The organism is Epibacterium ulvae, from assembly GCF_018678075.1.
GTDB lineage: Bacteria > Pseudomonadota > Alphaproteobacteria > Rhodobacterales > Rhodobacteraceae > Epibacterium > Epibacterium ulvae_A.
Map to the genome: position 1 here is coordinate 1 of NZ_JAHHIR010000106.1, position 26,916 is coordinate 26,916.

A 26,916-nucleotide genomic window follows, 5' to 3' on the forward strand; every position below is an offset into this window, starting at 1 on the left:
ACGTAAGACGTTCGAAGCGCGACGCTTGCATCACCGCCAGCGTGCCGCATAATGCAACCAACCAGATGAGCCAGATACTCTCTTAGTTTAAGCTGCCATTGGTTCCAAAAACCCTGACGACGGACAGTCGGCTTTGACGCCAATGGGATTTGCGACTTTGGTGCCGCGCTCGCGCACGCTGCGGGCGGCGATGCCTGGATTGTTGGTTTCTATGACCAAATCACCGGCGCACTGTCGATGCTTCCGAATGGGACTGCAAACGTGCTTTTTGTGCGCGCTGGAAACGTCTTGACCCAGGGTCGCCGTCTTGCCTGGGGTGGCGATGAAAACAACGCGGTCATGGCTGACAGCACCCATGCTTTGCCCCCTGCAGGGGCTTTGCTCGCAGTTGGTCGCATTGCTGACGATGGAAATCCGGTGATGGCATCGGGACCGCAAAACACGCTCGGCATTTTCGCACCTGGCGGGGCGACGGGATATGCGGATGGAACGTCGATTGAATATCTCGCAGCGGAAACGCAAGAGTTTGAACCCTATTGGCTGACGAACGGCACAGGCTACAATCTCCACGCCGCTTATGTGGACGCGGCCACTGGCTACAGCAACCAGGGCAATCCCGTAGATCAAGGCACTGAGAATGGCTTTACCTATGGCGCTGCGGGCACCTTGTCATGGGGTGGCCGGGCCGGGGATACCAAGCGAAATTCACGCGGTTCCCATGTGGCTTTGGCCGCGTGGGATGTGGCCCCCACCGGTGCTGATCACGCGCGTGTCATGCAGTTCTGTGCCGACATCACATCCGAAGGTGACACAGACGGTATCACGCAGGACTGATCTGACGTAAAAAGAAGCCCACCAAATTGGCGGGCTTCTTCATTCATAGGTTTAAAGCGCCTTTAAAGATCGTTCAACGGTCACTTGAAGCAAAGGACAGCGTGTCGGGAAATTTCAGTTGCTGTCATTTTCACTGTCCCGCACTGACAAAATCTCTGTCCCGCTACATTTGCTGCAACTTTAAGTGTCCATTACTGAAAAAAGTAGTGTCCCGCTACAACAGGGTATGTAAATTATTTTAACATCGACTCTTGAATGCGCGTCTGACCATCCCGATATCACAGTTACGTAATGTGAATGACCTTTACATTGAACCAAACCTGGAGAGTATGATGACCACCGTTTCCAACGCAGTTCCCCACCACCATGCCCAAGGGTGGTTCACGCGCTGCGAGGCGTGGCTGGACGACAAAGGCAAAGGGGCCTGGATTGCCGCAATGGTACTGGGCTTTGTCTTTGTCTGGCCTATTGGCCTCGCCCTTCTGTTTTACATGATCTGGAGCAAGAAAATGTTCGGCCAATGCAGCAAACGTTCTTTTACACGCCCAATACCTGGTCGGTTTGGGGCTAAATCCAGCGGCAACAGCGCCTTTGACGCCTACAAAACCGACACGCTGCGCCGTCTGGAGCAAGAACAGAACGACTTTGAGAGCTTTTTGCAACGCCTGCGCGCCGCAAAGGACAAGGCAGAGTTCGACCAGTTCATGGATGACCGCGCGTCCCGCTCGGATGAGAGTGATGACGTCAAAGACGATGACACGGCGGCGAAACCTGCTTAACTCGTCTCACGTTCACCGCGCATTTTGGGGGCAACAACTGCCCCCAAAGTTATTCAATTGCCGAAAAAGGATCCACCCGCGTCATGCCAGCACTGCCTGACCCAAACTACTCCCCTGAATTCTATGCCTCGGTCCCGGCCAAGCGGCTGTTTGCCTGGTTTGTCGATGGGCTGATCATCTGTGCCATCTGTATTGCCTTTGTTGTTGGCACCGCGTTTATCGGTTTGTTCTTCCTGGGCGCGCTGTTCTTGATGGTGGGGTTTGCCTACCGGGTGATTACCATTGCCAATGGGTCTGCGACCTGGGGGATGAAATTTGCCGGAATTGAATTGCGCGATCTTGGCGGCGCGCGATTGAACCTTGGCCAAGCGGTGTTGCACACGCTTGCCTATTCGGTCTCATTGGCCTTTGTGCCCCTTCAGTTGGTGTCGATTGTGTTGATGCTGACCACCGCAAAGGGGCAAAGCCTGGCCGATATGTTCGTCGGGACCGTAATGATCAACCGCAAAGCGTGAAAGAAGCGATAAACCATTTATACCTGCCACGTCTTGGCGTCACGCGGCGGGCTTGCTATCATTTTGGGTATCGCTTTGCTGCCTAGGATGTAAAACTACACTCATGCGTCATTCTTTGCCTATTGCACCACAGTTTTACGTCACGGCTCCGCAGCCCTGCCCCTATCTGGAGGACCGGATGGAGCGCAAGCTGTTCACAGCATTGCAAGGCGATGGTGTCGAACAGCTAAACAATTCGCTGTCGCAGCAAGGATTTCGTCGCTCGCAGAATGTGCTGTATCGCCCGTCTTGCGCTGATTGTTCTGCCTGTTTGTCGGCCCGGATCAACGTGAATGCGTTCAAGGCACGGCGCAGCCAGCGGCGCACGCTGAAACGCAATTCCAATCTAATCCGCCGGGCGACCTCTCCCTGGGCGACCGAGGATCAATTTGACCTGTTCCGTCGCTATCTGGACAGCCGTCACGCCGATGGCGGCATGGCGGATATGGACGTCTTTGAATATGCGGCGATGATCGAGGAGACCCCGGTGCGCAGCCGGGTCATCGAATATGTGGACGAAACCAGCCACAAGCTGACCGCTGTCTCGCTGACGGATGTGTTGGATGACGGGCTGAGCATGGTCTATTCGTTTTATGAGCCGACGCTGGCGCAGAGCTCCCTTGGCACCTTTATGATTTTGGATCACATCCAGATCGCCATCGATGCGGGACTGCCCTATGTCTACTTGGGCTATTGGGTGCCCGGCAGTGAAAAGATGGGATACAAGGCCAAGTTTTCGGGCCTTGAGATCTATCGCCAAGGAAAGTGGGAGCCGATGCAGGACCCCGAAAAAGTTGCAGCCTCCGATCAGCCCTATACCCGTGATCCCATCTCGGAACAGGTCGCCAATATCCAACTGCCCCCACTGACCGAGAAGTAATGAAACAAGCGCTGCATGCGGTCTCGCTGGTTGTTTCTGACTATGACAGGGCGATTGATTTCTATTGCGGAACACTTGGCTGGCAGCTGGCCGAGGACGTGGATCAGGGCCACAAACGCTGGGTGCGTATTTTGCCGCCCGGCTCGGACGGGGGATCGCTGATCCTGGCGCGGGCCGACACAGAGACACAGCGCGCCGCCATCGGCAATCAGTTCGGCGGACGGGTTGGGTTGTTTCTGACCACCGATGATTTTGCCCGCGACCATCAGCACATGCGCGACCGTGGTGTGCAGTTCGAGGAGGCTCCGCGACACGAGCCCTATGGCACCGTCGCGGTCTGGCAGGATCCTTTTGGCAATAGATGGGATCTGTTGGAGCTGAAAACCAGCACATGAAAACCAACGCATGAAAAAGGGGCCCATTGGGCCCCTTCTTTGTGTCGCTGTGTCAGACTGCTCAGTTCGAGAGCAAGGCCGGCACGATGGTCACGATGGATGGGAACAACCACAAGATCCCAAGTCCCCCCACCTGGATCAGCACAAAGGGCAAGATCCCGCGGTAGATATGACCGGTGGTGACCTCTTTCGGCGCAACCCCGCGCAGATAGAACAGCGCAAAGCCAAAGGGCGGCGTCAGGAACGAGGTCTGTAGGTTCACCGCGATCATGATGGTCACCCATTTGGGATCAAACGACCCGCCATAAATAACCGGACCCACAATCGGGATCACGATGTAGATGATCTCCAGGAAGTCCAACACAAAGCCCAGGACAAACAGCACCAGCATCACAATCAGGAAGACGGTCAGCTCGTTGTCAAAGCTCTTGAGGAACTGCTGGATATAGTGCTCACCACCAAAGGAAATCACCACCAGGTTCAACAGCTGCGAGCCGATGAGGATGGTAAAGACCATGGACGTGACCTTGGCTGTTTCGCGCACCACCGGGGTCAGAACGCCCCCTTTGTACAGAACCCAGCAGCCGTAAATCATACCGAACAGCGCGTACATGTAGCAAGCATAGGCCACAAAGAACGCCGCCCAGCTTTCGGCACTTGCGCCGCCTTGGTTGATGCGCAGGTCAAAGTTCACGCCGATCAGAACCGAAACCGCGATGGCCAAAGTGGCCCATAGGATAACGGCGCCGGATTGGCCTTCTTCTTTCAAGCGGCGATAGGCCGCCAGCATCAAGGCTCCACCCGCCCCCAGTGCCGCAGCCGGCGTTGGGTTGGTGATACCGCCCAGGATCGAGCCAAGCACAGCGATGATCAGAACCAATGGTGGGAACACCACGCGGATCAGATCATTTTGCGCACAGCGGATCCCGGCTTCCCGGACACCGTACAGAACCAAGACCATCGGCAGCGCCATCAGGGCAACTGTGCCACCCGCAGACGTGGTGGGTTGGATCAGCAGAATGTCGACCAGAGCCAGCAACAACAGACCCATCGCACCAAGGATCAACGGCTTGACGTCACGCGACGGAGCCACGCCACGGCCAATGGCCAGCGTCAGACCAAAGAGCACGATAAACGTCGCGATCCCGGTGCCAATTGGAGCGGCGTTTTCGATCATTGCGATGCGGTTCGCCTCGATCTCATCCACTGTCAATTGACGAGCTTGTTCAACACCCCCTGCGGCATCCAGCGCGGTTTGTTCAGCGATCGCCGCGTCCCAGGCAACTTGACCATGGAGTTCAATCATCGCCGCCTGACACTCGGCACCCACATTGGTGCGCAGCGCCGCGCCTTGGCCTGCTTCGGAGAAGCTGGAGACAACGGTGCTTTGGCTGCCGATGATGTCAAATGCGCCCAAAAGCAGCGCGCCCGCGATGATCGCAATCGGCACACCGAGATACCAGGTAAAGGCTTCGCCGCGCGTCACCGGCTCACCGGTGCTGCCTTCCATGACAACAGCAGGCGCTTTTTCCGGGTTCAGCAAAGCGTAGACAAAGGCATAGCCCGCGTACAGAAGCGCCAACATGATGCCCGGCAGCAAGGCCGCCTGGAACAATGTCCCAACCGAGACAACCGCAGGCTCACCCAGGTAAGTCAACGCATCGGTACAGCCCGCTTCGCGGGCGCGGGTTTCCTGCGCGGTGGAGTAGAGATCACCGGCAAGCGTGCCCAGCAGAACAATCACGATCGACGGCGGAATGATCTGGCCCAATGTGCCAGATGCCGCGATCACACCGGTTGACAGCTCGGGACTGTAGTTGTTGCGCAGCATGGTTGGCAACGCCAGCAAACCCATGGTCACAACGGTTGCGCCGACAATACCCGTTGAGGCCGCAAGGAAAGCCCCCACAACCACAATCGACACTGCCAGACCACCGGGCAACGGGCCAAAGACACGCGCCATTGTGGTCAAAAGATCGTTGGCAATTTTTGAACGTTCCAGGGTGATCCCCATCAGAACAAACATCAACACCGCCAGCAGCGTCTCAATCGAGGCACCGGCCAGAACACGTTCGTTGATCCGGTTCACAATGAACGACACATTGCGATCCAGCGCGGTTTCCCAGCCCTGCACAAACACAGGCTCAGCAATCCGCGGCAATTCCGGATATCGGAACACGGATATCACATCGGGCTTCACGCCCGAGCTTACAAGTTGACGATAAACCTCGCTGTTGGTGTCAATCGCCTGGTGGATCAGCAGACCTGCGCTGTCCAGAGCGGCAATAACACCAAATGAGATGATCCCGGCACCACCGATGGCAAACGCCACCGGGAAGCCCGAAAGGATGCCCCCGAAAAGGCAGAAGAATACAATAATGAGGCCGATTTCGACGCCATCAAGACCGAATAGCATATCCGTAGTCCCTCAGATTAATGAGCGCCTTCATAGGCTTCTTCACCTTCGCCAAGGGTATCCTTGTCGAGGTATTTGTTCTCGCTCTCCGCACCTTCGATGAATTCAAGGAAGGAGCGGTAGAAGAACGCGATTGCGTGGATGAACACGATGCCGGCAAAGGCGACCAGAAGGATCTTGAACAGGAAGTAACCTGTAAATCCGTTGGGGCTAAAACCGATGGTCTCCACGTTCCAGCGCAGGGCACGCGCCTTCAGCAGCAACCGGTCCAGCGCGTCAGAGGCCGATGGCTTTGGCACGATCAGATGGCGCCACAGGAAGAACCAGCCATACATCCAGATCAGCGTGGCAATCGGCAGCATGAAGATCAGCGAGCCAAACATATCGATGGCCCGTTTTGCCCGGTGGCTGACAGCTGAATAGATCAGATCAACCCGCACATGCCCGCCTTGCACAAAGGTGTAAGACACACAAAGAGCGACGACCAAAGCATTGTAAAACTTCAGCTCTTCGGCATACCAGCTGATATCGAACTGGAGCGGCACGCCGACACCGAACACGATGTCCGGTCGAGTAAAGATCCGCTGCATGAACACGATGACGATTTGCTGCAGCACCAGCAACAGACCGGCCCATGCAAAGAAACGCCCGATACCATTGGCAAAGCCTTCAAGGACGCGCACGCATCCCCACATAAACGGGCGATGATACAATCCAAAGGCGGTGAACGCCACGACGATGGCCATGACCGCGAAGAAAAACTCAACAGATCCGCCGTAGTAGACGAAGCGCATGATCGCTTGCTTGTCGGACCAGTCCAGCCAGAGCGACGGATGTGTGATGGCATAGGCGATATTGTAATAGGCTTCGCCGAGGTTTTTCAGGACCCACCAGATACCGCTTAACACGGTCAGGATCGCACTACCAAAGCCTGCAGAGGCTGCTTCTTGCATGTCCCCTCCTGTTTGCCCCCGGTGTCACGGGGATCTCTTTGCATGTCAGAATGCTAAAACAGAGGAAGCCCCAAAAATGGGGCTTCTTCCAGGTTCACAGTTGGGTTTAACCACCCAGAACGCGAAGACGTTGCTGTACGTAGTAACCATCTGATTTGTTGATCCAATCCGCCGAGGTCGCCAGGGACGTTTCGAAGGAGTTGCGGATCTTGGCGAACAATTCGTCGCCCATGTTTTCGTCCATGACTTCTGCAGAGGCTTTGCCGAACGCATCCCAAACATCGTCAGAGAATTGCAGGGTACGCACGCCTTGTGCCTGCAGACGGGCCAGTGCGGCGCCGTTGTTGGACAGGGTTTCTGCCAGCTGGTACTGCGTGGTCGCCATGGAGGCGTAGCGCAGGATCGCTTTGTGCTGGTCAGACAGCTCGTTCCAGACGTCCAGGTTCACCGAAGAAGACAGGGCAGAACCCGGCTCGTGGAAGCCCGCTGTGTAGTATACTTTGGCAACTTCCTGGAAACCGGCGCGTTCGTCGGCCATCGGGCCAACCCACTCCAGCCCGTCCAGCGCGCCAGACGACAGAGCTTGGTACAGTTCACCGCCCGGAATGTTCTGAACAGATGCGCCCAGTTTACCCAGAACCTTACCACCTAGACCCGGCATACGGAACTTCAGGCCGTTAAAGTCAGCCGCCGATTTGATCTCTTTCGAGAACCACCCACCGGACTGCGAACCGGAGTTACCCGCCAGCAGGCCTTTGAGGTTGAAGATTTCGCCCAGTTCATCGTGCAGCTCTTCGCCGCCACCATGGTAATACCAGTTCGAAACTTCCTGCGCGGTACCACCAAACGGAACTGCGGTGAAATACGCATAAGACGGGTGCTGACCGATGAAGTAGTAATCGGCAGAGTGATACATGTCCGCCTGACCAGAGGTCACCGCGTCAAATACTTCCAGAGCACCAACCAATTCGCCTGGTGCTTTCTTGTCGATAGTCAGCGAGCCGCCCGAAAGCTCACCCACCATTTGTTCCATGTAGCTTGCCGCATCATCCAGTACGGCAAATCCACGTGGCCACGAGGTGACCATAGTCAGCTTGCGGTTGCCTTGCGCATATGCAGGTGCTGCCAGAGTTGAAGCTGCCGCCGCGCTGCCACCGAGCGCTGACGTCTTCAAAAAAGAACGACGATCCATAATTTTCCTCCCAAAAGTCCAACTGCCAAAGATCCATGGCAGATCAATTTCAGTCCGCACACCCTAACGAGAGTGAAAGACTTGTGAATACCAAGTATTAGGTAGACGTTAGAGAAATCCCATCAACTGTCTGTTTAATAACAATAAAAGTAAATTACCTACACGCTTTTTTGAGTTAATGGACAAAAAACACACCCGGTGGGTTTGCTTCCTCGACACAATCGAATAACGATTCGAGCCATGCGAAACCATTTTCCGTTCTTTCGACCGTCTTACGGGCAAAAGCTGGCCATGCTGGCCGCCGTGCCACTTATTTTGGCAACGGCAGCGATTTCGGTCCTGGTGACCTTCCAGTCGCGCCAGCTCGCCGAACGGGAGATTGCGGCGCTTGAAATACAGCTGCTGGACGCGAAAAAGGCCGAGCTGCGCAACTATGTCACCCAGGCGCGCAACGGGTTTTATTACATCTACGGATCGGCCTCACCGAATGACCAAGCGGCCAAACAGCAGGTCGCGCAAATCCTCGCCGCGATGATCTATGGCGATGATGGATTTTTCTTTGTCTATGACTACGACGGCAACAATATCGTCAGCCCGCGCCAGACTGCGTTGATCGGCAAAAACTTGTCCGGTCTGACCGACAGCAATGGCACGCCGGTTGTGGACGAGTTGATTAACATCGCTCGCCAAGGGGCTGGTTGGCATACGTTTTTATGGCCCAAGCCTTCGACCGGGGAAGAGGCGCAAATGATCTCTTATGTTGTGGGTTTTCAAAGCTGGCGGTGGGCACTGGGCACCGGGGTCTTTATCGACGACGTGTTGGAGACGGTGGCAGCGGCGCGCGCTGACGTGGAACAGCGCATTCAACGCACCTTCTATTACATTGGCGGCATTACCATAATTGCGCTGGTGGTGGTCTTTGCCACCGGCATGGTTTTGAACATTCGCGAACGTCGTCTGGCCGATGCCAAGTTGAAAGAGCTGACCCAGCGGGTGTTGGACGCGCAGGAAGAAGAACGCGGCCGCGTGGCGCGCGAATTGCATGACGGGATCAGCCAGATGTTGGTCGGCGTGCGCTATGCCTTGGACATTGCTTTACGCCGGATTGAACGCTCCGATTTTGACAAAGCTGCAACCCCGTTGACCAAAGGCGTCGCGCATCTGACCACCGCCATCAGCGAGGTCCGCCGGATCAGCCGCGATCTGCGTCCCGGCGTGCTGGATGACCTGGGCCTTGGCCCTGCGCTCAAAGCGCTGACCGAAGATTTCGCCACCCGCACCGGGATCGAGACCGAGTTCCACACCGTGGTTTTCCGCAACCGGTTGGAACAGGAAAGCAAGATCGCGCTCTATCGCATTGCCCAGGAGGCGCTGACCAATATCGAACGCCACGCAGATGCATCCCGTGTGGAGATTAACCTGCGCGGGCATAAAAAGGGCGTGACCATGTCCATCCGCGACAACGGGGTCGGCCTTCCGACCGACAATAGACGTAGCCGAAGCGGAATCGGTCTGCGTAATATTCAAGAACGCGTTGAACAGCTTGACGGCACCTTCAAGCTGCTATCATCTTCGGGCGCCCGCAGTGGCACCGAGATCATCGTGCGCCTCCCGCTCAGCAGCTTGCTGCCGCCGGGTCAGGATTGGTTGCCCGAGACTGACGACAAGATCGCCTAGGGAGTGAGGTGTGTCGTCGGGAAAAGAATGTGGCAAGGGAGGAGAACTCATGTCTGAGATACTGACACGTGTGTTGATTGTAGACGACCATCCAATGGTGGCCGAAGGCATCCAGTCTATCCTCGAAAGCTTTGATGATATTGAAGTTGTCGGCTCTTTGACTGACGGAAAAGACGCCGTTGCTAAAGTGCCCGAACTGCGCCCCGACGTGGTGCTGATGGATCTGAACATGCCCGGACTTGGCGGGTTGAGCGCGACAGAGATGATCCGCGAAGAAGCGCCCGAAACCCGCGTCTTGATCCTCAGCATGCATGACAGCCCCGAATATATCTCCACCGCGCTGAGCCACGGTGCGGTTGGATATGTGCTCAAAGACGTGCCCACCGATGAGATCAAGATGGCAATCGATGCGGTGATGCAGGGCAAAACCTATCTGTGCACCGGCGCCAAAGGCAGTCTGAAGCCCAAGGACAACGGCGATCGCGAGGCGCTGACGGGCCGAGAACAGACAATCTTGCTGCAGTTGGCACAAGGAAAATCCAACAAGGAAGTCGCGCGCGATCTCAATATCTCGGTCCGCACGGTGGAGACGCACCGCAAGAACATCAAACGCAAACTGGGGATTTCATCGACAGCCGGTCTGACCCGATACGCGTTGGAGCACGGAGTTCTGCAGGGCAGCGCGGGGTTTTAATCCTGCGCGGGTGTGATCCCCTGCCCAAAGAACACCAATGCACCGTCTTCATCCAAGACATGAAATTCACGCTGGCCATAGGATTGATCAAACGGCGCGCGCACCCGCTCATTGGCCAATCCATCCAGCGCGGGTTTTAACGCAGCATAAAGCGCATCTATCCCGTCCACATCGATATAGAACGAATGTTCATACCCCAAAGGCTGGCCATCGTCCCGCGGCGGACACTCCAACAGGCGAATGGCAGCCCCTTCGCGCCGCAAAAACGCATAGTTGTCCGTGCGAAACCCCAAGGCGAACCCCAAGACATCGCTGTAAAATGCCACCGCACGATCAAGGTCGCCGCAGAGCACGAAGGGTGTGATCTGTTTGCAAATTGCCAAAGGTGTCCCCTCTTCCAATTAACGGGTGCCGCGCCCGACATTCTGACAAATGGCACGAATATCCGAGATTTTGCATAAAAACCCGTGAAACGGGTCAAAATCGCTGCCCCTTATTTCCGATTATTTCAGGATTGCGCCCAAAAAAAGTAACAAAATGTCGTCATGAGGGGCATTTTCGACCTGTTTGCTGGTTGACGCCCCTTTTTAGCCAGCCTAATGTCCGCTGCAACGCAACGAGGAGCCACCCTAATGATTTCCCTAGTCGTAGTCGTAGGAACCACGCGCATGGGCCGGTAACGGTTGACCATAATCTACCCCATGCGCCTCCGACTGAAAATCGGGGGCTTTTTTATTGCTAAAACACGCAACGCGTAAAGACGATGTCGCCAATTGGAGCTAAGCAGATGACACGTGAAATGACCGGCGCAAAGATGGTTGTCCAAGCCCTGAAAGATCAGGGTGTCGATACTGTATTCGGATATCCAGGTGGCGCCGTTCTACCGATCTATGATGAGATCTTTCAACAAAACGACATTCGCCACATTCTGGTGCGCCATGAACAAGGGGCAGTACATGCCGCCGAAGGGTATGCGCGCTCGACCGGGAAACCGGGTGTTGTTCTGGTAACCTCTGGACCCGGTGCCACCAATGCGGTGACCGGTCTGACCGATGCGCTGTTGGATTCGATCCCGCTTGTGGTTCTGACCGGCCAGGTTCCGACCTTTATGATCGGCTCGGACGCCTTCCAGGAAGCCGACACTGTGGGCATCACCCGCCCCTGCACCAAGCACAACTGGCTGGTCAAGGAAACCGATGCGCTGGCAGGCACGCTGCACGAGGCGTTTCATGTCGCGACCTCTGGCCGTCCCGGTCCGGTTCTGATCGACATCCCCAAGGATGTGCAGTTCGCAACCGGCACCTATGCTGCACCGAAACCCTCGGCCTCGCATTACCAACCCACGCTCAAGGGCGATTTGGAAGAGATAACCGAACTGGTTGCCGCGCTTGAAAAAGCTGAACGTCCCGTGTTTTACACCGGCGGTGGCGTGATCAACTCTGGTCCGGCTGCCAGCCAGCTGCTGCGCGAGTTGGTGGATGCAACCGGCATTCCGATCACCTCTACCTTGATGGGTTTGGGTGCTTATCCTGCCTCTGGTAAAAACTGGCTCGGTATGCTCGGCATGCACGGGCTTTATGAAGCCAATATGGCGATGCACGGCTGTGATCTGATGATCAACATCGGCGCGCGTTTTGATGACCGGATCACGGGCCGTCTGGATGCCTTTAGCCCGAATTCGATCAAAGCCCATGTGGACATCGACCCGTCGTCCATCAACAAGGTGATCCGCGTTGATATCCCGATCGTCGGCGATGTTGGTCACGTGCTCGAAGACATTCTGACCGTCTGGAAATCCCGTGGCCGCAAGGTCAACCGCGAGGCCATAGCCAAATGGCAGGCGCAGGTCACCGAATGGCGCAATGTCAATTGTCTGAGCTACACGCCGTCGGAAACCACGATCAAGCCGCAATATGCGCTGGAGCGTCTGGAAGCCCTGACCAAAGGCATGGACCGTTACATCGCCACCGAAGTGGGCCAGCACCAGATGTGGGCGGCGCAGTTCCTCGGCTTTGAGGATCCAAACCGCTGGATGACTTCGGGCGGTCTGGGCACCATGGGCTATGGCTTTCCCGCCACCATCGGCGCCCAAGTGGCCCATCCGGACTCATTGGTGATCAACGTGGCAGGCGAGGCTTCCTGGCTGATGAACATGCAGGAAATGGGCACCGCGTCCCAATATCGCCTGCCGGTGAAACAGTTCATCCTGAACAACGAACGTTTGGGCATGGTGCGCCAGTGGCAGGAATTGCTGCATGGTGAGCGTTACAGCCACTCCTGGTCCGAAGCGCTGCCTGACTTTGTAAAGCTCGCCGAAGCCTTTGGTGCCAAAGGGATCTGTGTGTCCGATCCAAAAGATCTGGATGATGCGATCATGGAGATGATCGAATATGATGGTCCAGTGATCTTTGACTGTCTGGTTGAGAAGCACGAAAACTGCTTCCCGATGATCCCGTCAGGCAAGGCCCATAATGAGATGTTGCTGGGGGCCGCCGAAACGCAAGGCGTGATCCAATCCGGCGGCGCAGTGTTGGTTTAAACCCGTCATTACAAGGTATAGCGGGGCGTATCGCCGCCCTGCCCCGATTTGAAGAAAGGGACGTAAATGTCTGCTCTACATATCAAAAAAGGTTCGACCAAACATTCCGCCTATAACCTGCGCCCGACGTTTTCGGATGTTCAGGAACGCCACACGCTGGCCCTGTTGGTGGAAAATGAACCCGGTGTTCTGGCCCGCGTGATTGGCCTGTTTTCGGGTCGCGGCTATAACATCGAAAGCCTGACCGTGGCAGAAGTGGACCACACCGGTCACCTGAGCCGGATCACCATTGTGACCACAGGCACACCTCAGGTTATCGAACAGATCAAGACCCAGCTGGGCCGTATTGTTCCGGTGCATCAGGTGAATGATCTGACCGTCGAAGGCCCGTCCGTCGAACGCGAACTGGCGATTTTCAAAGTCGAAGGCGGCGGTGACAAACGGGTGGAAGCGCTGCGTCTGGCAGATATCTTCCGCGCCAATGTGGTCGACAGCACGCTGAACAGCTTCATCTTTGAAATCACCGGCTCACCGGACAAGATCGACGCTTTTGCGGATCTGATGCGGCCTCTCGGTCTCACCAAAGTGGCCCGTACCGGTGTCGCGGCGCTGCTGCGCGGCGACACCTAAGCCACAAGCCCTCTACCAAAGACACCCGGATGTGCAGTCCGGGTGTTGATCAGAACATGCGAACAACACGGCACGCGCCAACCCGGCGGGCCGTGTTTTGTTTTTTGGATTTGTGATGGCTTGCGAATATGACAAGCTCGCCTGTCTTTTCCACATGCGCCGTACTGTTTGGGTACGGGCCTGATGCGGGTTTGGCACGTTCCGTAGTTGCATGTATCTGAGGCGCATCACTGCCGGGCAGCTCTGCACCCAAACCCATATTGGCAAGGCTCGCCGCCAGAGCGGGACGTGACTCCCCCTCAACAAGCGTCAGTTCTCTTGCGTGCCGAAGGGAGCCTTTCAGCTCAACCTTAAAGAGAACACAATCACCGCTGTGCAAAGACAGATCATGGGTCGGATCACCATAGTAAAACGCAAGGTCACCGTGGTCTTCACACCAGATGACTGCTGCGTTTTTGGACGTATCATTCCATAGGACCACACCAATCATCGCATTGCTCTCCTATCACGCTATGCACGTTCAACTCTCTCTATATTCCAATAAGAAAGATAATAACTGTACTTCCAATTCGAAAACCAAACCGGGCATTTTGTGTCACGCGCGCAGTCAACTGACGCCAAATGGCGACATGATGATGCGATCAAGATACAAATGGTACAGTCTTCGCGCTGTGGAGTCGCATTCCAGTACAATTTAGGGCAGTATCCGCCGTAGCGAGGTCAGGTGAAGATGCCAAAGAATAAACGATCCCCGGTTGAATTACGCAATATGTTTGGACGCAACCTGCGGGAACTGGCGCAGAGCTATTCTTCTGTGTCAGAGCTCTCTCGCCAACTGGGCATCAACCGGACTCAATTCAACCGATACTTGTCCGGCGAAAGCTTTCCCCGGCCTGATGTACTGGATCGGATCTGTCAGTTTTTTGGCGTTGACGCCCGCATCCTGTTGGAGCCGATTGACGTCTTGGCCCAGAGCGGCAAGATCCTGAATGGACCGTTTCTTGCTAACTATTTTGGCCGCAACGCACAACGTGTGCCGACCGATGTCTTCCCCTCTGGGTTTTATTGTTTTTCCCGGCGCAGCTTTGTGCAGGCGGAAAAATTCGTGTTTGGTCTGGTAATTGTGTTTCGCGACGATGACGGCGTGACCTTTGTCAAAGGGTTCGAAGCCAAACAAGCGATGCAGTTCCATGGCCTGCCGACCGACACAGAAGCCCGTGAGTTTCGCGGATTTGCCCTGCCGCATGAGGATGGCGTGTCCCTGCTGATTGCGCGCAAGAACGCCGTCACCTTTTCCTTCAACTATCTGGCACGCGCCTCGTCGATGGAGAGCAATTTCTGGTCCGGATATGTGGCGCGCACCATGCGGGAATCCGAGCGGTCTGAGCGGGTGACGCGCATGGTCTATGAATTCCTGGACCAGGACATTTCGCGCACACTTGCGGCCGCCCGCATGTCTGGTTTTCTGACGGAGGAAGAACTGCCCTCGTATCACCGGCACCTGCTTCGGACCGGCGAGGCCTTTAGCTAACAAACACTGGACAGGCGTTGCGCATTAGTCAGACTGCGCGTCTGCCCGGCTTTTGCCTGATACTTTCAACGCCAGGGTCGCCGCCATAAACCCGTCCAGGTCGCCGTCCAGCACTCCTTTGGTGTCCGAGGTTTCATGCGAGGTGCGCAGGTCTTTGACCATCTGGTAGGGCTGCAACACATATGAACGGATCTGGTTGCCCCAACCTGCATCGCCCTTTGCTTCGTGCGCGGCGTTGATCTCGGCGTTGCGGCGATCCAGTTCCTGTTGGTACAGGCGCGATTTCAGCGCTTTCATCGCGATGTCCCGGTTCTGGTGCTGCGACTTCTCGGAAGAGGTCACAACGATGCCGGTTGGGATGTGCGTGATCCGTACCGCAGAGTCGGTGGTGTTCACGTGCTGCCCGCCCGCACCAGAGGAGCGGTAGGTGTCGACGCGGATATCGCTGGGGTTCACGTCAATCTCGATATTGTCATCCACAACCGGATAGACCCAAACTGAGCTGAAGGACGTATGGCGTTTTGCGGCAGAATCATACGGTGAGATCCGCACCAGACGGTGGACACCGCTTTCGGATTTCAACCAACCATAGGCGTTGTGGCCGGTGATCTTATAGGCCACGGATTTGATGCCCGCTTCTTCGCCCGGTGTCTCGGACTGAAGCTCGACCGTATATCCCTTCTTCTCTGCCCAGCGGACATACATCCGCGCCAGCATCGACGCCCAGTCACAGCTTTCTGTGCCACCCGCGCCCGAGTTGATCTCAAGGAAGGTATCATTGCTGTCAGCTTCACCGTCTAACAGCGCTTCCAGCTCTTTTTCAGCGGCTGTCGCGCTGAGCGCTTGCAGTGCGGACTCGGCGTCGGCGATGACCTCTTCATCGTCTTCCATCTCACCCAATTCGATGAGCTCGATATTGTCGGTCAAATCCTGCTTGATCGACTTGAACGTATCAATCGCGTCCACCAGCATCTGACGCTCACGCATCAGTTTTTGCGCGGCTTCCGGGTCATCCCACAGGTTCGGATCCTCGACCCGCGCATTGAATTCCTCCAGGCGATACTCGGCGGTTTCCCAGTTCAACCGCTGGCTCAGCAGGTCGAGCGACTTTTCGATCTTGGTCACGGTATTCTGGGTCTCGGCGCGCATGGTCGGAATTCCTGTCACTGTGTTCAGGCTGGCGTGATAAACCAGTGTCGCGGCACGAGCAAGCATATGCACCGGATAAGTATCCCAGCGCGTCCATCACGCATACGCCATTTCAACGATATTTAAACAATACTGATCCTAAATTGACGCAATGTTCGTAATCAGTTTGCCCGGTTTTAGGAGTTGGAGATGCCGCAGGGGTACCTGGTCACCCTTGGTGATCATTCGCTAGACACCGGCGATTCAATTGGCTCGTCCTACACCACATTCACCTCAGATTCATATCTGGGCAGCGGGACATGGTCCTGGAGCGGGACGGACGACGGGGTCTCCTATTCTGATGAGGTTGAGAGCGGTGAGTATTACGCCACCGCCGACGGGGCGGTCTATTTTGCGCCGGATTTTGGCGCCATAGACAGTCTGACCGGTGCCTCGACCGCGTCCACTCCCAGCTACAGCACTCTGGACGGGACCGTCGACGGCACAGACGTGGCCGAGTGGATAGATGATACTTATACGGACACTGACGGCGATGAAATCGACAGCGGGCGCGGCGGTGGCGCAGGCAATGATGATCTGATCGAAGCGAACGACGGCAACGACACAGTTGCGGCCGGTCTTGGCGCGGATACGGTCTATGGCGGAGCGGGCGAAGACAGCATCTTAGGCGGCAGTGGCGCTGATGTCATTTACGGCGACAGTCGCAACGAATTGGCACGTCTCGGCGGGCAAGAGACGATCACGGCCAGCAATGTCACCGACACCGACAGCGGCTATACGGTTACGGCGCAGTCTATTGGGGGATCTGCCGACGCCAGCAACCTGTCTGAGTACAGTGGAAACTTTGGGGTCGCAGGCGCGATCTCGGATACCGACAGCTACGTCTCGGCCCAAATCGGCTATGACTTGGACAGCGGCACCTCCGAGAAACTGTTTATCGATTTCGACCAGGCGACAACTGCGGCAAGTTTTGACTTCGATCATCTCTATACGAACGCGCATGGTGAAGAAGGGCATTGGGCCGTCTACAACGATGGTGTCCTGGTGGCAGAGGGAGACTTTACCGCCGCCTCCAGCGGCAACAGCGGCAGCGTTTCCATCAGCGGCGTTGGTGAATTCGACCAACTGGTGCTCAGCGCCAATATCCAGACCGATCTGACGGATGGATCCGACTACACGGTTTCAAACATCGAATTCACCATTCCCGTGGTGACCCCTGATCCATATGCCGACACAATCGACGGCGACGCGGGCGACGACATTGTCTTTGGTGAGGGCGGTGACGACCATCTGACCGGCGGCGCAGGTTCCGACAGCATCGAGGGCGGCGACGGCGACGACACGCTGGTGGTCGGCCAGGGCGACACGGCTTTGGGCGGCGGAGGCGATGATTTTTTCCAGTTTGTGGATGAAGGCGACGCGGGGTCTGGCGCCATCACGGTGACCGGTGGAGACGACGACGAAAGCGATGGCGACACGCTGGATTTCAACGGCCAATTGTCGCCCGGCTCGCTCAGCATCACAGCTGTCGACGGCGGTGGCAGCATGACTGGAACCGCGACGCTGCTGGATGGCACCACCGTCAGCTTCTCCGGGATCGAAAACATCATCTGCTTTGCCGCTGGCACCCACATCGACACTGCCAGCGGCAAACGCCTGGTGGAAAGCCTGCGTCCGGGTGATCTGATCCGGACCAAAGACCACGGGCTGCAGCCCCTGCTGTGGAAAGGGCAGAGCACGATCGCAGGGCTTGGCCAAAGCGCGCCGATCTGTGTGGAGACAGCCTTTAGCGGTGGCAAAGAAGATCTTTATGTCTCACCACAACACCGCATTCTGTTGCGCAACTGGGCGGCCGAGATGTTGTTTGACTCGACCGAGGTTCTGGTCCCGGCCTATGCACTTTTGGAAGATCTGCATGTGAACCAAGCGCCCCGCGCCGAGGTCACCTTTGTCCATCTTCTGTTGCATCGGCACGAAGTGATCTTTGCAAATGGAGTAGAGGTCGAAAGCTTCTTCCCCGGCACCCAGGCCATTTCTGCCCTGCCCGACCGCCAAAAGGCTGAGCTGTTGCAGGCACTGTCAGACGCGGGGGGCGAACTTTCCGAATACTATCGGACTGCCCGCCCCTGCTTAAACGCGCTTGAATATCGAATGATGTGTCAGTACAGCCCGCCCGAGCTGACGGTGCCAAAGTTGGCTTTTGGTCCCAGAACGGCGGTTCCACCCGTTGATGTGGTGACCTGACGACCCTGCGATTGGGCCTCTTCAAACAGCGGCAAGTTTGACCCCATCGCAAAGCCACCATCGAAAGTCACACCAAAAATCGGCTCATCCCCATCGCGGAAATACTCGGCAACCACATAGTTACCCGATGAATCATCCGGCAGGCGTGCGCCGGTGAACCGGTCGATCTTGATGAAATGGCCACCTTCGGGCACGCGGAAGGCCCCGCCGCCGAATTTCTCGGTCGCTTTCGACATGAACTGCTGGAACACCGGCCCGCACAGCGTACCGCCATAGGCACCACGGCCCATGGGACGTGGTTGGTCGTATCCGATGTAACAGCCCGCAACGATATTGGAGGTGAAGCCGACAAACCACGCATCGCGCGAGTCGTTGGTGGTCCCGGTCTTACCGGCAGTCGGAACCGGCAGGTTGATCACAGAGCTGGCAGTCCCGCGATCCACGACGCCCTTCATCATCGATGTCAGCTGATAGGCGGTGATCGGATCCATCACCTGTTCTCGCCGGGTGGCGATACGCGGCACGGCCCCTGCGGGCAGCTGGGCGCTGGAACAATCGACGCAATCGCGGTCATCATGACGGTAAATCGTAGCACCTGAACGGTCCTGGATCCGGTCAACCAAAGTCGGCTCAACCCGTTCGCCGCCGTTGGCAAACATCGCATAGGCCGCAACCATCTGATACAGCGTGGTCTCTTCGGCGCCTAGCGAGTTCGCCAAGAACGCTCCCATCCGGTCATAGACGCCAAACCGTTCGGCGTAGCCTGCAACCACTTCCATGCTGACTTCCTGTGCCAGACGAATGGTCATCAGGTTCCGCGACTGTTCAATGCCGGTGCGCAACGGCGTCGGACCATAGAATTTATTGGATGAGTTCTTGGGCCGCCACAGACCTTGGGGGGTGTTAACCTCAATCGGGGCGTCGATCACGATTGTCGCGGGGCTGTAGCCACTGTCCAACGCAGCCGCATAGACAAAGGGCTTAAAGCTCGACCCCGGCTGACGTTGCGCCTGTGTGGCTCGGTTAAAGACCGAGTGCTGGTAGGAGAACCCACCCTGCATCGCAATCACGCGGCCAGAGTTCACGTCCATCGCCACAAAGCCGCCCTGCACTTCTGGCACCTGCCGCACAGACCAGCTTTCGGGATTGCCAAGCTCGCCGCCCACGCCGCGCACCAGCACCACGTCGCCACGGGTGAAATTGTCAAAGAAGTTGCCCTTGAGCCATTTGATATCGGTCCGCGGAACCGAGCCGATTTTGGAATGGCCTTCGACACCAACTGTCAGGGATTGGTCCGCGATATCCAGAACAACCGCCGGATACCAATTGCCGCGCAGTACAATGTCACGCGGTACTTTTGCATCGCTCAGGGCAGCGCGCCATGTGGTTTCATCACCCAAGGCCTCTTCGGGCAGGGTCACGTCCGTGCCGCGCCAGATCCCGCGCTGGCGGTCGAATTTTTCCAGACCGGTGCGCAGGGACAGCGCCGCCTCGCTTTGCATTTCCTGATCGATGGTCGCACGCACGGTGAAGCCACCGGTAAAGAATTCGCCTTCGCCAAAATCCTCGCTCAGCTGGCGGCGGACCTCGTCGGTAAAGTAGTCACGCGGTGGCAATGCAGTGCGGAAGCTTTCGAAATCACCATTTTGCACCGACCGCAGGGGCTGGTCACGCTCCACATGATACACCGCCTCAGAGATATATCCGTTCTCGTACATCTCTTCCAAAACAAAGTTGCGCCGTTCCAGCAGCCGTTCTTTGCGGCGCACCGGGTGGAAATCAGACGGCGCTTTGGGCATCGACGCCAGGGTCGCCGCCTCATGCGGTTCCAGCTCGCCCAGGGTTTTGTTGAAATAGGTCTGGGCTGCTGCCGTCACACCATAGGAGTTCTGACCAAGGAAGATCTCGTTCATATAGAGTTCAAGGATCGTATCCTTTTCGAGCGTTTCCTCAAGCCGGGAGGCGAGGATGATCTCTTTGATCTTACGTTCCGCACGGCGGCTGCCATCCAGAAGAAAGTTCTTCATCACCTGCTGGGTAATCGTCGACGCACCGCGCACATTACTGCCGCGTGAGCGGACCGCTTCGACACCGGCGGCGGCGATGCCGCGCATGTCGTAGCCCTTGTGGTGATAGAAGTTTTTATCTTCTGCCGAGATAAACGCCTGTTTGACCAGCGCCGGGATGTCTTCGGCAGCGGTGAACAGGCGACGTTCCTTGGCAAATTCGTCTATCAACGTGCCTTCACCGGAATAGATTCGGCTGATCGTGGGCGGCTGATAGCGCGCCAAAGCCTCATGGCTGGGCAGATCCCGACCATAAAACCAGAAAATCGCGCCAACGGTCACGGCAACCGCAGCGATTCCCATGGTAACAGTCGTAAAAATAGCGCCCCAGAAGGACAAAAAGAACCTGAGCACGTCAAAGCCTCTCTCGCAGCATTGCGCCTATATAGGGGTCAGAACAGCCGGGGTCAAAATGGGAAACACCCGCGTTTTGCAGCATATGCACAAAAACAGTGTATCACATGTTCAACCTGCTGTGAGGCAGTCGGCAATTCTTGGCTGATTTGGAATATGTCTACTGTCGCACCAAAGTTTTGCGCGCGGCGTCGTCTTCCTGCCAGGCGAGCAATCCGTTCAAAATTCCACGCGCCGATCTTAGTCGCCAATCCGGATCCAGGATATTGTCCAGATCCCGTTTGCTGGACAAAAACCCGATCTCAATCAGGACGGACGGAATATCGGCAGATTTCAGAACTGAAAACCCCGCAGACCGCAAGGGGCGGCGGTTCATTGGCCCCCCGTGGACCGTCAGCGCATCCGAGATGGACTGCGCCAGATTGAGCGACCGTGGATGTGTCTCTACCCGCGCAAGATCCAGCAGGACATCTGCCACAATATCATCAGTGTCGCTTAAATCCGTTCCAGACAGCAACTGGCTGCGTTCCTGACGCTCCGCCAATTTCGCCGAGGCAACATCCGATGCCTCATCCGAGAGCGTGTAGATCGTCGTGCCATGGGCATATCCAGCCGACAGCGAGTCTGCATGCAGCGACACGAACAAATCTGCGCCTGCCAAATGCGCCAGCGCGATCCGGCGTTCCAGTGAGACAAAGTAGTCGTCATTGCGGGTCAAACGCACATCGAACTGGCCAGAGCGCAGCAGAATGTCGCCAAGTTCCAGCGCGAATTGCAGCACAATGTCTTTTTCCGAGACCGTGCGCCCCTGCACCTCGGCCTGGGCGCCGGGGTCAATACCGCCGTGACCGGGGTCCAACACGATCATCAAGGGCGCATCCGGGTTGCTGGCAAGCCGCTGTGGCAAATCCTGAGGCGCGGGCAGATCCCAGCGGGGGTCCTGTGGCGCGCCGGCCGATTGTGCAAACCGGTTGGCGTCAGACTCGACAAGGGCGATAGACAGCAGCGCACCAGCAGTTACGTCGTCAACGCTCAGCGCGGCCGTGTCGACTTTCATCGGCGCGCCAAGTTCCATCACCAGCCGCGACCAGCCGGGCACATAGGTGCCATATTGAATGTCGGTCACAAAATCGGTGGCCAGAAAGTTTCGTTCGGGGAAACCGGTCCAGTCGACTTCTTGAAAGTCCAGCACCAGACGGCGCGGCGCGTCGAGCGTGAATATGCGGTAGGGCACGCCTTGGCTGAGTGAGAGTTCAATCTGCCCCCCACCCCGCGTATCTGTCGCCGAGGTCTGCGTCGCATCCACCCGAGCCAGACCGCTGAACTCTTGCGCGAAGGCCAGACCACCCAAAAGAAATACGGCACCCAATGCGCCCAACAGGTTTTTCATTCGCATAGTGTCTTTGCCTGCCTCATGCGGTTTTCCCACATCATGTCGTCAAGACGCGCGAGATGCCATGAAAGTTTTCAACCGTTTCAGACCTTCGCCAATGTCAGCGGTCGATCGCGCATAGGAAAACCGCAGTGTCGTGGCGCCGCGAACCGGATCGAAATCAAGACCCGGTGTGACGGCAACTCCGGCCTCATCCAGAATCTCACGGGCAAAGGCGCGGCTGTCGGTCGTCAGCTCGGACACATCCGCATAGACATAAAACGCCCCATCCGGCGGCGCGATCTTGGTGAAACCGGCCTCGGGCAAGCCTTTGAGCATCAATTCGCGGTTCTTGGCATAGACAGCCAGATTGCCGCGCATCTCCTCTTCGCAGTCCATCGCTGCGAGGGCTGCGACCTGACTGGCGTGCGGGGCGCAGATGAACATGTTCTGCGCGATCCGCTCCACCACTCGGACGTGGTCTTCGGGGACAACCATCCATCCCACGCGCCAACCAGTCATGGAGAAAAACTTGGAAAAGGAGTTGATGACATAGCAGTCATCCGTCAGCTCCAACGCGGTGACCGCTTTGGCCTCATACTCCAGCCCGTGGTAGATCTCATCCGAGATAAACGCTGCGCCCTGCTCCTGTGTCGCCTCGATCAGCCCCTGCATGGCAGCGCTGTCCAGCATGGTGCCCGTTGGGTTGGCAGGTGACGCCACCATCAGCCCGGCCAGATCAAGGTCAGCAAAATCAGATGGCACCGGCTGAAGGCGGTTTTCCGGATCAGTCTGGATATCCACCGGCGTCATGCCAAGCGCATGCAGGATCTGGCGATAGGACGGATAGCCCGGCGCGCCAATGCCAACGCGATCGCCGCTGTCAAACAGCGCGGTAAAGGCAAGCGTAAAGGCCCCGGAGGAACCCGGTGTAACAACTACGCGGTCGGGGTTCAGGTCGACATTATACCAATCACCATAAAGGGTTGCGATGCGTTTGCGAAGTTCCGGGTTCCCCAAAGCAACGGTATATCCTAACGCGTCCTGCTCTAACGCATCCGCCACAGCACGCCGCGCCCCTGCGGGCGCTCCGGTCGATGGCTGGCCCACTTCCATATGGATAATGTGACGTCCGGCTTCCTCGGCTTGACGTGCGGCTTCCATCACATCCATCACAATGAAGGGATCCACATTAGAGCGGGTTGAGTTTCGCATTCCGATCTCCCAAGGTGCGGTCATGGTCTTTGAACGCGTATACCGGCTGACGTCAATCCCAGCCTTGGTTTTTGGTTTTGTCATGTGGGTGGCAACAGCCGTGCATGCGCAATCGATTGGCTTGTTGCGCGATGCTGATATCGAACACGGGCTGACCCAACTGGCGGCGCCGGTCCTCAGCGCGGCGGGGCTCAACCCCAAACGAGTGCGCATCCTGGTGGTCAACCAATCCACGCTCAACGCCTTTGTCATCGATCAACGCACGATATTCATCCATTACGGGCTGATCCTAAAGGTGAAGTCGCCGGAAATGCTGCAGGCGGTAATCGCACATGAGGCGTCCCATATCACCAATGGCCATCTAGCGCGGCGGCTGGAGAACCTGCGCTCTGCGCGGTCGGCGGCGGGCTTAGGCGCCGCGCTTGCTCTGTTGGCGGCGGCGGCTGGCGGTGGTGAGGCGGCAGCGGGCATCGCCCTTGGCACTCGCAGCTCGGCTGAGCGTAATTTCCTGTCCCATACCCGCGCCGAAGAAAGCGCCGCAGATCGCACCGCAGCCACGATCCTTTATCAGGCGGGCATTCCAGTGCAGGGCATGGTGGATGTGCATCAGCTCTTTGCCGGTCAAGAGGTACTGAGCGCCGCGAACCAAGACCCCTACACCCGCTCCCACCCGTTGTCGCGGGACCGAATTCGCGCGGCCAAGGCGTTTGTTGCGTCATACGGCGATCGCGGCGCATATGATCCGCAGGCGACTTATTGGCTGGACCGGGTCCAGGGCAAGCTGTCGGCCTTTCTACGCGCGCCGAAATGGACCATGCGCCGCGCGGCCAGCGATCCGTTTGAAGACGTCAAACACATGCGCGAGGCCGTCGCCTATCACCGCACCAACAAGCTGGACAAGGCGTTGGCCTCCATCGACCGCGCCCTGCGCCTGCGGCCTCAGGACGGGTTTTACCACGAGCTGCGCGGGCAGTTCCTGATGGAGAACCGACGTTGGTCGCAAGCTTTGGCAACCTACAATCGCGCCGTACAATACGTGCCGCGTGATCCGCTGATTCTGGCCAGTCTTGGTCGGGCACAATTGGCTTCTGGACAACCCAGTGCTGCCCTAAAAACACTCGAACGGGCGCGTTCCATCGATTTTCGCAACAACGCATTGCTGCGCGACATGGCGCAAGCCTATGCAAAGACCGGACAAAACGGTATGGCATCTCTTGTAACCGCCGAGCGTTACGCGCTGCGGGGACGATTAAGCGATGCAGGTGTTCATGCAAAACGGGCCTCTGGCCTCCTCCCCAATGGCTCTGCGGCCTGGCGACGTGCACAGGATGTACTGATTGCCGCAGAACGGTATGAAAAAAGGAAGAAACGATGACGTCTCTGGCTCAAACAGTAAAGCGGTTCAGCGCCTCCGCAGTAACTGCACTGGCCCTCACCCTGCCCGCAGCCGCCCTGGATCTGGGCGCTATGACGGCTGATGAACAAGCGGAGTTTGGCGAGCAGGTGCGTGCATTCCTGCTGGAAAACCCGCAGGTCATTCTGGAGGCCATCGACATTCTGGAACAGCGCAACGCCGTTGCAGAAGCAGAACGTGACAAATCGCTGGTCCAGCACAATCTGGCCGCACTGGTGGATGATGGCTATTCTTGGGTTGGTGGCAATCCAGAGGGCGACATCACCGTGGTCGAATTCATGGACTACCGCTGCGGCTTCTGCCGTCGTGCCAAACCCGAAGTGGAACAGCTGCTGGCGCAAGACGGCAATATCCGCCTGATCATCAAAGAGCTGCCGATCCTGGGCGAATCCTCTGTGGTCGCCTCACGCTTTGCGATTGCCGCCAAACATATCGAAGGGCCCGAGGCCTATAAGACCATCCACGATGCCTTGATGGAAATGCCAGGCGAGCCCAACGAAATCATTCTGTCTCGTCTGTCGGACAGCTTTGGGTTTGACACCGCCAAGATCCTAGAGGGTATGAACACCGAAGCCGTCACCAGCGAGCTGCGCCGCACCCGTCAGCTGGCCAGCAATATGTCCATCGGCGGCACGCCGACCTTTATTCTGGGCGACGAGCTGGTGCGCGGCTACCTGCCGTTTGATCAGATGAAAACTATGATCCAAGAGCAACGCGCCGAAAACGGCTAAGCCGACTTTTCGAAGTTCCAAATACAAAAGGCACCCTGCAATGGGTGCCTTTTTCGTCGAACATAATGTCTGGCGCGTTACCCCGCCGCTTGCGCTGCGGCCTCTGCATCCAATGAGGCGGCTTTCCTTTCCACCTCTTCCACGATGTGATCCACCATCTGATCGTTGGACATTTTGTGGCTGGCTTTACCGGCCAGATACACCATGCCGGACCCTGCCCCGCCGCCGGTGAAGCCCACGTCGGTCATCAGCGCTTCACCCGGACCATTGACCACACAGCCAATGATCGACAGGCTCATGGGGGTCTTGATATGGGCCAGACGTTCTTCGAGGGTTTCAACCGTCTTGATCACATTGAACCCCTGACGCGCGCAGGACGGGCAAGAGATGATATTGACGCCGCGATGGCGCAGGCCGAGGGATTTCAGGATCTCATAACCGACCTTGATCTCTTCCACTGGATCCGCGGACAGGCTGACGCGCACGGTATCACCGATCCCCATCCACAAGAGCTGCCCCAACCCGATGGCCGACTTGATCGTTCCCGACATCAGCCCCCCGGCCTCGGTAATACCAAGGTGAATGGGCGCGTCGGTGGCATCCGCCAGCATTTGATAGGCGGCGGCGGACATAAACACGTCAGAGGCTTTTACGCTGATCTTGAAATTGTGGAAATCATGATCCTGTAGAATGCGGATGTGTTCCAGACCGGACTCAACCATCGCATCCGGGCACGGCTCACCGTATTTTTCCAGCAGATGTTTCTCCAACGACCCCGCGTTCACGCCGATACGAATGGAGCAATTGTGATCCTTGGCCGCTTGAACGACCTCCGCTACGCGAGCGCTGTCGCCGATATTGCCGGGATTGATACGCAGACAGGCGGCTCCGGCCTCAGCAGCTTCGATCCCGCGTTTGTAGTGGAAATGGATATCGGCCACGATCGGCACCGGGCTTTCGGCCACGATCTCTTTCAACGCTTTGGACGAGGCTTCATCCGGGACCGAGACCCGCACAATATCCGCACCTGCATCGGCAGAGGCCTGGATCTGCGCAATGGTGCCCGCAACATCCGTGGTCAATGTGTTGGTCATCGTCTGCACCGCGATGGGCGCATCCCCTCCAACCGGCACGTTCCCGACCATGATCTGACGGCTTTTGCGGCGTTCGATGTTACGCCAAGGGCGGATATGGTTGATGGACATGGTCGGATCCCACTTGCATTCACTGCAGTCTAGATACGCGCGAATGGTGGATCCTGCAATGACAGCAGCGCAACAAAAGGGTGAAGCTTGCG

23 protein-coding genes are annotated in these 26,916 nt (G+C 57.1%); 13 read left to right on the forward strand and 10 right to left on the reverse strand.

The features are described 5' to 3' along the window. The first annotated feature begins 288 nt into the window (after positions 1-288). The 5 genes from KMP13_RS20075 (at position 289) to KMP13_RS20095 (ending at position 3,442) form a co-directional block, all read left to right on the forward strand. Complete coding sequence (locus KMP13_RS20075; protein ID WP_215267812.1) at positions 289-834, forward strand: hypothetical protein; 546 nt, start codon at positions 289-291, stop codon at positions 832-834. A gap of 332 nt (positions 835-1,166) precedes the next feature. Next, positions 1,167-1,613 carry a DUF2852 domain-containing protein gene (locus KMP13_RS20080; RefSeq protein WP_215267813.1) on the forward strand — a complete coding sequence of 149 codons (447 nt, stop codon included), beginning with the start codon at positions 1,167-1,169 and terminating at the stop codon, positions 1,611-1,613. An 83-nt stretch (positions 1,614-1,696) separates the two neighbouring features. Then, positions 1,697-2,128: an RDD family protein gene (locus KMP13_RS20085; RefSeq protein WP_215267814.1), complete on the forward strand. Its 432-nt coding sequence runs from the start codon at positions 1,697-1,699 to the stop codon at positions 2,126-2,128. Positions 2,129-2,231: 103 nt separating this feature from the next. Continuing rightward, positions 2,232-3,047 carry an arginyltransferase gene (locus KMP13_RS20090; RefSeq protein WP_215267815.1) on the forward strand — a complete coding sequence of 272 codons (816 nt, stop codon included), beginning with the start codon at positions 2,232-2,234 and terminating at the stop codon, positions 3,045-3,047. Continuing rightward, the gene (locus KMP13_RS20095; protein WP_215267816.1) at positions 3,047-3,442 is read left to right on the forward strand and encodes a VOC family protein; all 396 of its coding nucleotides are present in this window, start codon (positions 3,047-3,049) and stop codon (positions 3,440-3,442) included. The genes KMP13_RS20090 and KMP13_RS20095 overlap by 1 nt, the downstream gene beginning before the upstream one ends. Before the next feature lie 61 nt (positions 3,443-3,503). Here the strand turns inward: KMP13_RS20095 and KMP13_RS20100 are convergent, their stop codons facing one another. The 3 genes from KMP13_RS20100 to KMP13_RS20110 all read right to left on the reverse strand — a co-directional run bounded on the left by KMP13_RS20100 (position 3,504) and on the right by KMP13_RS20110 (position 8,003). Further along, positions 3,504-5,858, reverse strand: a complete 2,355-nt coding sequence (locus tag KMP13_RS20100; protein WP_215267817.1) for a TRAP transporter large permease — start codon at positions 5,856-5,858, stop codon at positions 3,504-3,506. 17 nt (positions 5,859-5,875) lie between these two features. Further along, positions 5,876-6,811 (reverse strand): TRAP transporter small permease subunit, encoded by a 936-nt coding sequence (locus tag KMP13_RS20105; protein WP_215267818.1) that lies wholly within the window; start codon positions 6,809-6,811, stop codon positions 5,876-5,878. A 106-nt stretch (positions 6,812-6,917) separates the two neighbouring features. After that, entirely contained in the window at positions 6,918-8,003 is a 1,086-nt protein-coding gene (locus KMP13_RS20110; protein WP_215267819.1) for a TRAP transporter substrate-binding protein, read from the reverse strand. 240 nt (positions 8,004-8,243) lie between these two features. Between KMP13_RS20110 and KMP13_RS20115 the strand changes: the two genes are divergently transcribed. Both KMP13_RS20115 and KMP13_RS20120 read left to right on the forward strand, forming a co-directional pair. Beyond that, on the forward strand, positions 8,244-9,680 hold the full coding sequence (locus KMP13_RS20115) for a cache domain-containing protein (protein WP_215267820.1): 1,437 nt from the start codon (positions 8,244-8,246) through the stop codon (positions 9,678-9,680). A 49-nt stretch (positions 9,681-9,729) separates the two neighbouring features. Continuing rightward, positions 9,730-10,374, forward strand: a complete 645-nt coding sequence (locus tag KMP13_RS20120; RefSeq protein WP_215267821.1) for a response regulator transcription factor — start codon at positions 9,730-9,732, stop codon at positions 10,372-10,374. Here KMP13_RS20120 and KMP13_RS20125 read toward each other — a convergent pair. Next, positions 10,371-10,757, reverse strand: a complete 387-nt coding sequence (locus KMP13_RS20125; RefSeq protein WP_215267822.1) for a bleomycin resistance protein — start codon at positions 10,755-10,757, stop codon at positions 10,371-10,373. The two genes, KMP13_RS20120 and KMP13_RS20125, sit on opposite strands and share 4 nt — an antisense overlap. 404 nt (positions 10,758-11,161) lie before the next feature. On the opposite strand from KMP13_RS20125, the gene KMP13_RS20130 reads away from it, so the two are divergent. Beyond that, positions 11,162-12,913 carry an acetolactate synthase 3 large subunit gene (locus tag KMP13_RS20130; protein WP_215267823.1) on the forward strand — a complete coding sequence of 584 codons (1,752 nt, stop codon included), beginning with the start codon at positions 11,162-11,164 and terminating at the stop codon, positions 12,911-12,913. A gap of 66 nt (positions 12,914-12,979) precedes the next feature. Then, complete coding sequence (ilvN, locus tag KMP13_RS20135; RefSeq protein ID WP_215267824.1) at positions 12,980-13,543, forward strand: acetolactate synthase small subunit; 564 nt, start codon at positions 12,980-12,982, stop codon at positions 13,541-13,543. Positions 13,544-13,592: 49 nt separating this feature from the next. Here ilvN and KMP13_RS20140 read toward each other — a convergent pair whose 3' ends face one another. Further along, positions 13,593-14,033 carry a hypothetical protein gene (locus KMP13_RS20140; protein ID WP_215267825.1) on the reverse strand — a complete coding sequence of 147 codons (441 nt, stop codon included), beginning with the start codon at positions 14,031-14,033 and terminating at the stop codon, positions 13,593-13,595. A gap of 240 nt (positions 14,034-14,273) precedes the next feature. On the opposite strand from KMP13_RS20140, the gene KMP13_RS20145 reads away from it, so the two are divergent. Then, positions 14,274-15,074 (forward strand): helix-turn-helix domain-containing protein, encoded by an 801-nt coding sequence (locus KMP13_RS20145; protein ID WP_251363979.1) that lies wholly within the window; start codon positions 14,274-14,276, stop codon positions 15,072-15,074. Between the two features lie 24 nt (positions 15,075-15,098). Here KMP13_RS20145 and prfB read toward each other — a convergent pair whose 3' ends face one another. Continuing rightward, complete coding sequence (gene prfB, locus KMP13_RS20150) at positions 15,099-16,223, reverse strand: peptide chain release factor 2 (RefSeq protein WP_215267837.1); 1,125 nt, start codon at positions 16,221-16,223, stop codon at positions 15,099-15,101. 189 nt (positions 16,224-16,412) lie between these two features. Here prfB and KMP13_RS20155 point away from each other — a divergent pair, with 189 nt between their 5' ends. Beyond that, entirely contained in the window at positions 16,413-18,467 is a 2,055-nt protein-coding gene (locus tag KMP13_RS20155) for a Hint domain-containing protein (RefSeq protein ID WP_215267826.1), read from the forward strand. On the opposite strand, the gene KMP13_RS20160 is transcribed toward KMP13_RS20155, so the two are convergent. The 3 genes from KMP13_RS20160 to KMP13_RS20170 form a co-directional block, all read right to left on the reverse strand. Next, positions 18,383-20,887: a penicillin-binding protein 1A gene (locus KMP13_RS20160; RefSeq protein ID WP_215267827.1), complete on the reverse strand. Its 2,505-nt coding sequence runs from the start codon at positions 20,885-20,887 to the stop codon at positions 18,383-18,385. The genes KMP13_RS20155 and KMP13_RS20160 overlap by 85 nt on opposite strands. 160 nt (positions 20,888-21,047) lie before the next feature. Then, complete coding sequence (locus KMP13_RS20165) at positions 21,048-22,277, reverse strand: N-acetylmuramoyl-L-alanine amidase (RefSeq protein WP_215267828.1); 1,230 nt, start codon at positions 22,275-22,277, stop codon at positions 21,048-21,050. Positions 22,278-22,325: 48 nt separating this feature from the next. Beyond that, positions 22,326-23,474, reverse strand: coding sequence for a pyridoxal phosphate-dependent aminotransferase (locus tag KMP13_RS20170; protein ID WP_215267829.1), 1,149 nt, complete (start codon positions 23,472-23,474; stop codon positions 22,326-22,328). On the opposite strand from KMP13_RS20170, the gene KMP13_RS20175 reads away from it, so the two are divergent. Continuing rightward, a complete protein-coding gene (locus KMP13_RS20175) occupies positions 23,437-24,849 on the forward strand; it encodes a M48 family metalloprotease (RefSeq protein ID WP_251363981.1) in 1,413 nt (470 codons plus the stop codon). The two genes, KMP13_RS20170 and KMP13_RS20175, sit on opposite strands and share 38 nt — an antisense overlap. Then, the gene (locus tag KMP13_RS20180; protein WP_215267830.1) at positions 24,846-25,619 is read left to right on the forward strand and encodes a DsbA family protein; all 774 of its coding nucleotides are present in this window, start codon (positions 24,846-24,848) and stop codon (positions 25,617-25,619) included. Before KMP13_RS20175 ends, KMP13_RS20180 begins: the two co-directional genes overlap by 4 nt. A 77-nt stretch (positions 25,620-25,696) precedes the next feature. Here KMP13_RS20180 and ispG read toward each other — a convergent pair whose 3' ends face one another. Next, positions 25,697-26,824: a flavodoxin-dependent (E)-4-hydroxy-3-methylbut-2-enyl-diphosphate synthase gene (gene ispG / locus KMP13_RS20185; protein WP_215267831.1), complete on the reverse strand. Its 1,128-nt coding sequence runs from the start codon at positions 26,822-26,824 to the stop codon at positions 25,697-25,699. Positions 26,825-26,916: the final 92 nt, after the last annotated feature.